This window comes from Wolbachia endosymbiont of Drosophila seguyi, assembly GCF_028981765.1.
In the GTDB taxonomy this organism is placed as follows: domain Bacteria; phylum Pseudomonadota; class Alphaproteobacteria; order Rickettsiales; family Anaplasmataceae; genus Wolbachia; species Wolbachia pipientis.
Genome location: NZ_JAPQLM010000177.1, coordinates 1 through 5,407, shown reverse-complemented (window position 1 = coordinate 5,407; position 5,407 = coordinate 1). Strand labels below are relative to the sequence as shown.

At 36.0% G+C, this 5,407-nt stretch carries 6 protein-coding genes; all 6 read left to right on the top strand.

Features of this window, described 5'->3' with window-relative positions; translation table 11 throughout:
* Positions 1–255 precede the first annotated feature (255 nt).
* Positions 256–1,962 carry an ABC transporter ATP-binding protein gene (locus OZD62_RS04590; RefSeq protein WP_010962562.1) on the top strand — a complete coding sequence of 569 codons (1,707 nt, stop codon included), beginning with the start codon at positions 256–258 and terminating at the stop codon, positions 1,960–1,962.
* 195 nt (positions 1,963–2,157) lie between these two features.
* Positions 2,158–2,376, top strand: a complete 219-nt coding sequence (locus tag OZD62_RS04585; protein WP_010962563.1) for a hypothetical protein — start codon at positions 2,158–2,160, stop codon at positions 2,374–2,376.
* A gap of 93 nt (positions 2,377–2,469) precedes the next feature.
* The gene (argS, locus tag OZD62_RS04580) at positions 2,470–4,176 is read left to right on the top strand and encodes an arginine--tRNA ligase (RefSeq protein WP_010962564.1); all 1,707 of its coding nucleotides are present in this window, start codon (positions 2,470–2,472) and stop codon (positions 4,174–4,176) included.
* 94 nt (positions 4,177–4,270) lie between these two features.
* Entirely contained in the window at positions 4,271–4,495 is a 225-nt protein-coding gene (locus OZD62_RS04575; protein WP_010962565.1) for a hypothetical protein, read from the top strand.
* Positions 4,476–4,775 (top strand): type II toxin-antitoxin system RelE family toxin, encoded by a 300-nt coding sequence (locus tag OZD62_RS04570; protein WP_275019527.1) that lies wholly within the window; start codon positions 4,476–4,478, stop codon positions 4,773–4,775. Before OZD62_RS04575 ends, OZD62_RS04570 begins: the two co-directional genes overlap by 20 nt.
* Positions 4,776–5,101: 326 nt before the next feature.
* Complete coding sequence (locus OZD62_RS04565; RefSeq protein WP_167513690.1) at positions 5,102–5,257, top strand: hypothetical protein; 156 nt, start codon at positions 5,102–5,104, stop codon at positions 5,255–5,257.
* The last annotated feature ends 150 nt before the right edge of the window (positions 5,258–5,407 follow it).

Here is a 5,407-nt window from a genome sequence, read left to right as displayed (position 1 = left end):
ATAAGACGCCGATACATTAAGTAATCCTTACCTTTTAATCTGCAGATTGGCGAAAGCAAATACAATAGCTTCAATTTTGTGATAAGGGGGCTGGCGGAGTTTGTCAAGTAAGTTTTTTGTTTCTGGGAGCTACTACCCTTTCTTGGTGGACTAAAATCACAACAGCTGCAGAACCTAAATTGCTTCATACTACACCTTTCCCCTTTTCCCTGAAACTAAAATCTATATACTTAACTTTAGAAACTTTAAAATAAGATGCGATCTAATATTAGGCAGTTATTTTACTATATAAAGCCTAATCTATCCTATTTTGTCATAGCTTTTATTGCAGTTTTATTTTCAGCCTTAACGATCCTCCTCTTTGGCAGAGGCTTAAGCAATATAATTGATTCTGGCACAGAGCACGATTTTACTACCAAACTATTAGTTGCAATACTTATAGTTTTAGCCATTTCTCTCACTGCATTTACTCGGTTATATTTCATTGGCATTGGCAGCGAGAAAGTTATCGCAAGAATCAGATATGACTTATATAGCAGTATCACTAACTTGCAACCAAGTTTCTTTGAGAACACAGGCGTACAAGATGTTATCTCAGCGTTAATTACTGATACCTCTGTGCTGCAATCAATAATAAACAGCAGCTTACTAACCATATTACGAAATTTTGTGATTCTGATTGGCAGTGTTGCTATGTTATTATATACAAATATACAACTAACTGCGTATGCAGCCGCAATAATACCTATACTACTCATTATCATGACCTCACTTGGAAAAAAAGTGCGTAGCTATGCACGCTTTGCCCAGGATAAATTAAGTGAGCTTGCGTCATTTAGTGAGGAAAATTTTAGATCTATAGTGACTATCAAATCGTTTGTACTCGAAGAAAATGAAAAAACCCGTTTTAAGGAGTATTTAAACTCAGTATCAAAATCATACGTAAAATTAGTACTCTTGCGTGCTATTCTAGTAACTCTAGTTATCACGTGTGTGATAGGTTCACTAGTTGTTTTGCTCTTTTTTGGTATTAAAGAAGTCTTAAGCAATAATATAACTATTGGAGAACTCTCCTCATTTGTGTTTTATTCAGCGCTTGCGGCAGGAGCTATAAATAATTTGAGCGATAATATCAGTGATTTACAACGAGGTCTTGGAATAGTAGAGCGTTTATTTGAATTTAAAAATATGAAAAGCTCTATAGTAGATGCCGATGATCCTATAAAAATTTATAGTGTTCAAAAAGGAATTTCGTTTAATGGTGTAACATTTTTTTATGCTGATAAGCCAGCATTAGATAACGTATCATTTTCTATAGAGGCAGGTCAAGCAGTATCAATTGTTGGACCATCTGGCAGTGGTAAAAGCACCATTTTAAAGCTTCTGCTCCGTTTTCATGATCCAAACAAAGGTAGCATTACTATCGATGGGCACAATATTAAGTCAATTGCGCTAAATGACCTCAGATCGTTGTTTGGCTTAGTGCCACAAGATCACATGATATTTTCTTGCTCAATAATGGAAAATATACTATATGGCAAACCAGGTGCCGAATATGAGGAAGTGAAGCAAGCAGCCATCAGCGCTTATGCGATGGAATTTATTGATAAGCTGCCTGATAAATTTGATACATTTGTAGGAAAAAGAGGATTAAAACTTTCTGAAGGACAAAAACAACGTATTGTAATAGCAAGGGCCATACTCAACAATCCTCAGGTTTTAATACTGGATGAAGCAACCTCTGCCCTTGATTACAAAAGTGAGAACCTCGTGCAAAAAGCATTGAGCAAGTTAATGCAAAACAGAACAACAATCGTAATTACACACAGGCTATCAACCGCACTCAAGACTGACAAGATTATAGTAATTAATCATGGAAAAGTAGAAGAAGTAGGAACTCATGACTTTCTAATGAGTAAAGACGGGCTGTATGCAAAACTGGCGAAGATACAGTGGAATTGAAAGAAAATTTAAATCATACCGTTAGTTGATATGCTAGATTTATAATTAAAATTATTAAATTTTTAATTTTATTATTTTATAATGGTTCCATAGTTATCCGGAAATTTCGTGATCTGTAGTTTCTTGCATTCACGTTATATTCATAGCTTGTTCTATCTTAATGTAATTCCAATTTTGACTGTATAGGAGGTCTCTATGTTAAAACATAACTATAGTGATAAAATCAATAATCGCTATTCATATACTAACAAATTTTCTTATAGTGATGAGGGTGTAGACGAGACGATCAAGGATAAAATCACAACTGAAGATCAGGTAGTAACTGATGATGTTGAAGAGCCTGATGCTGGTAATGATGGTTACAGCGAAGGTATGGCTTTCTCTTACCATGGTTACGGCAACGACTTAATATAAACTCTGATCCAGGAAGATAAAATAGTTAAGATAAACCTTCAACTAGTCCCACTTATTCACTATACTGCTATAGATTTTATAGCAATATAGTGAATGAACATTTTTAAGCAGATTTCCTCTCTAATCTTTAGTAAATTGAATGAGTTGAAACAAAGGGGTGTTATAAGCACAAGTGCAGCAAACTTTATCATAGAGCCTCCAAGCAATAGAGTCCATGGAGACATTTACACAAATGTTGCTATGGTGCTTGCAAAGCATGAAAAGAAGAATCCCATTGAAATTGCAGAGGTTTTAGCCAAAGAATTTGAACTTTTTGATGAAGTTGCAAAAGTGGAAATAGCAGGCTCTGGTTTCATCAACATGCACTTAAAAATAGAAGTGTGGCATGGAATTTTAAAACAAATAAATGAGCTAAAAACAGAGTTTGGCACCCTAGATATAGGGAACAATCAGGCCATTAATGTTGAATTTGTATCTGCAAATCCAACTGGTCCACTGCATATTGGTCATGCAAGAGGGGCAGTATTTGGTGACGTTCTGGCAAATTTATTGAAAAAAGTTGGTTATAAAGTTACTAAGGAATACTATATTAATGATGCTGGAGCGCAGATAGATACGCTAATTCGGTCAGTATATTTGCGGTATAAGGAAGCTCTGGGAGAAAAAATCAGCATCGAAAAAGGTTTATACCCAGGTGAATATTTAAAACCAATAGGGACTGGGCTGGCCAAAAAATATGGCGCAGAGCTTCTAGAAAAGCAAGATAATCAAGTGATTAGAGACTATACTTTAAGTTCTATCTTAGAAATCATAAAGGAAGACATGAACTTACTTGGAGTAAATCATGATGTTTTTACTTCAGAGTATGAGCTACAAAAAAGTGGCAAAATTGAAGAGAGTATAAAGATATTGTCTGACAAGGGTCTAGTGTATGAAGGGTACCTGGAGAAACCAAAAGGCAAAGAAAGCGAAAATTGGACTTCCAGAAAAGAGATGCTATTTCGCTCTACAAAATTTGGTGATGACGTTGACCGTGCATTGAAGAAAGAGGACGGCAGTTGGACTTATTTTGCCTCGGATATCGCTTACCATTTTGATAAGATATCGCGTGGTTTTAACAATATGATCGTAGAGCTTGGTAGTGACCACGGCGGTTATGTCAAAAGACTCAAAGCAGTCGTCTCTGCGCTCAGTGATGATCAAGCAAAAATAGAGGTAAAACTGCATAATATTGTGAATTTTTTCGAGAACGGCAAACCTGTTAAGATGTCCAAAAGATCAGGAAACTTCCTAACAGCAAGAGATGTAGTGGAAGAAGTTGGCAGGGACATAACTCGTTTTATAATGCTAACACGCAAGAATGATATGGTCTTGGACTTTGATTTTGCTAAAGTTAAAGAACAGTCAAAAGACAACCCTATTTTTTACGTGCAATATGCGCATGCTCGTGCTCATTCGTTAATGCGTAATGCTCCAAAAGAGCTCCCAACAGCAGATCCTTCACTTTTAAGGACAGGTGGAGAGCTCTTCCTCATAAAAACCTTAGCAAAGTGGCCAGATGTGGTAGAAATTGCAGCAAGGCTTTGTGAGCCACACAGAATTACTTTCTACTTACTTGAAGTTGCAGAAGCGTTTCACGTTTTATGGGGGTATGGCAAGAGTGATTTAAACATGCGTTTCATACTGGAAGACAACTTAAACCTCACCGCTGCAAGAATGTTTCTCGTGCAGGCCTTAGCACACGTCATCGCTTCTGGACTTTCTATCTTCAATATAGAGCCTTTGGAAGAGATGAGTTGATTTTTTTATGCAAGATTGTTTTTTCAACGAATAGAGAAGTTGACAAAATTAAGTAAAAATGTTATAGTTTATAGTAGTATTTTCTGGTTAATATATGGCTCACAGTCAAAAAAAGCTCAATGTTAATGTAAGTTTTGACAGTAAATTGGCTCAGTATCTTACAGAAATGGCAGAGACTCAAAATAAAACTATTCCTGAAGTTTTAGTAGATTTAGTGGAAGAAGAGTTCGAAGAAGATGTAGAGCTATCCAAAATAGCTGACGATCGCCTCTCTGAAGGTGAAGAAGAAGTAGAGGATGATGAAAACATCTGGAAATAAAACTTACACTATAAAATTCTTAAAAAATGTTATTGAAAAAGAAATTCTAGCTCTTCCGGCAAAGATTAAATTAATGGTTCAGGAGGCCATAAAGAAACGCCTTACAGTTGATCCTTTTAATCTAGGAAAGCCTTTATGTCATAGCTTTAGAGGGCAATATAGGATAAGGGTTAGCAACTACCGTATAATTTACATCATAAATCATTCAGAACGTAAAGTACTTATTACTGCAGTGGGGTATAGAAAAAACATTTACAAACACAGAAGATTACACAATTAAAAATATAAGAAAGATCTCACCGCTGCAACTTGTCCAAGCCTTAGCACACGTCATTGCTTCTGGACTTTCTATCTTTAATATAGAGCCGTTAGAAGAAATGAGTTGATTTTTTTTGGTTACAATATGTAATGATCAAAATATTATTCAAAGTAGGGTAAAGTTATGACGATCAGTTTTAGGGAGTATTCAACTGTATTCACTGAAGTTGCGGAACAGACAGATTTAAATGGAAATAACATAATTGAAAGAATAAAAGGGCATTAGCATAGATCCCGCTAACAAGCAGCGGGATGACGGTTGTCAGGGTGTCAGGCTAGTACCTTCTCTTGTCATCCCAGTGCCCAGACACTGGGATCCAGAAAAGTTTGCTTGTGAACAAGCAAACTAGCATGGAAAGTGGTTACAACATTTTCGATGAGATTATATGGAAAACTGTATTCCAGTGTCAAGCACTGGAATACATCACAGGGGCACTGGAATGACACCCTTTACGGGCTCTTAAATTGCAACTATAAATGTTTAAGAAATTTACCAAATGAAAAAAAAGGCAAAAGAAGCCCCATGGTGGTTGGCTATTTACTATGTACTAAAATATCGGCGTTTTTTTTATTCTAAAACGCTTGATTAAGAGC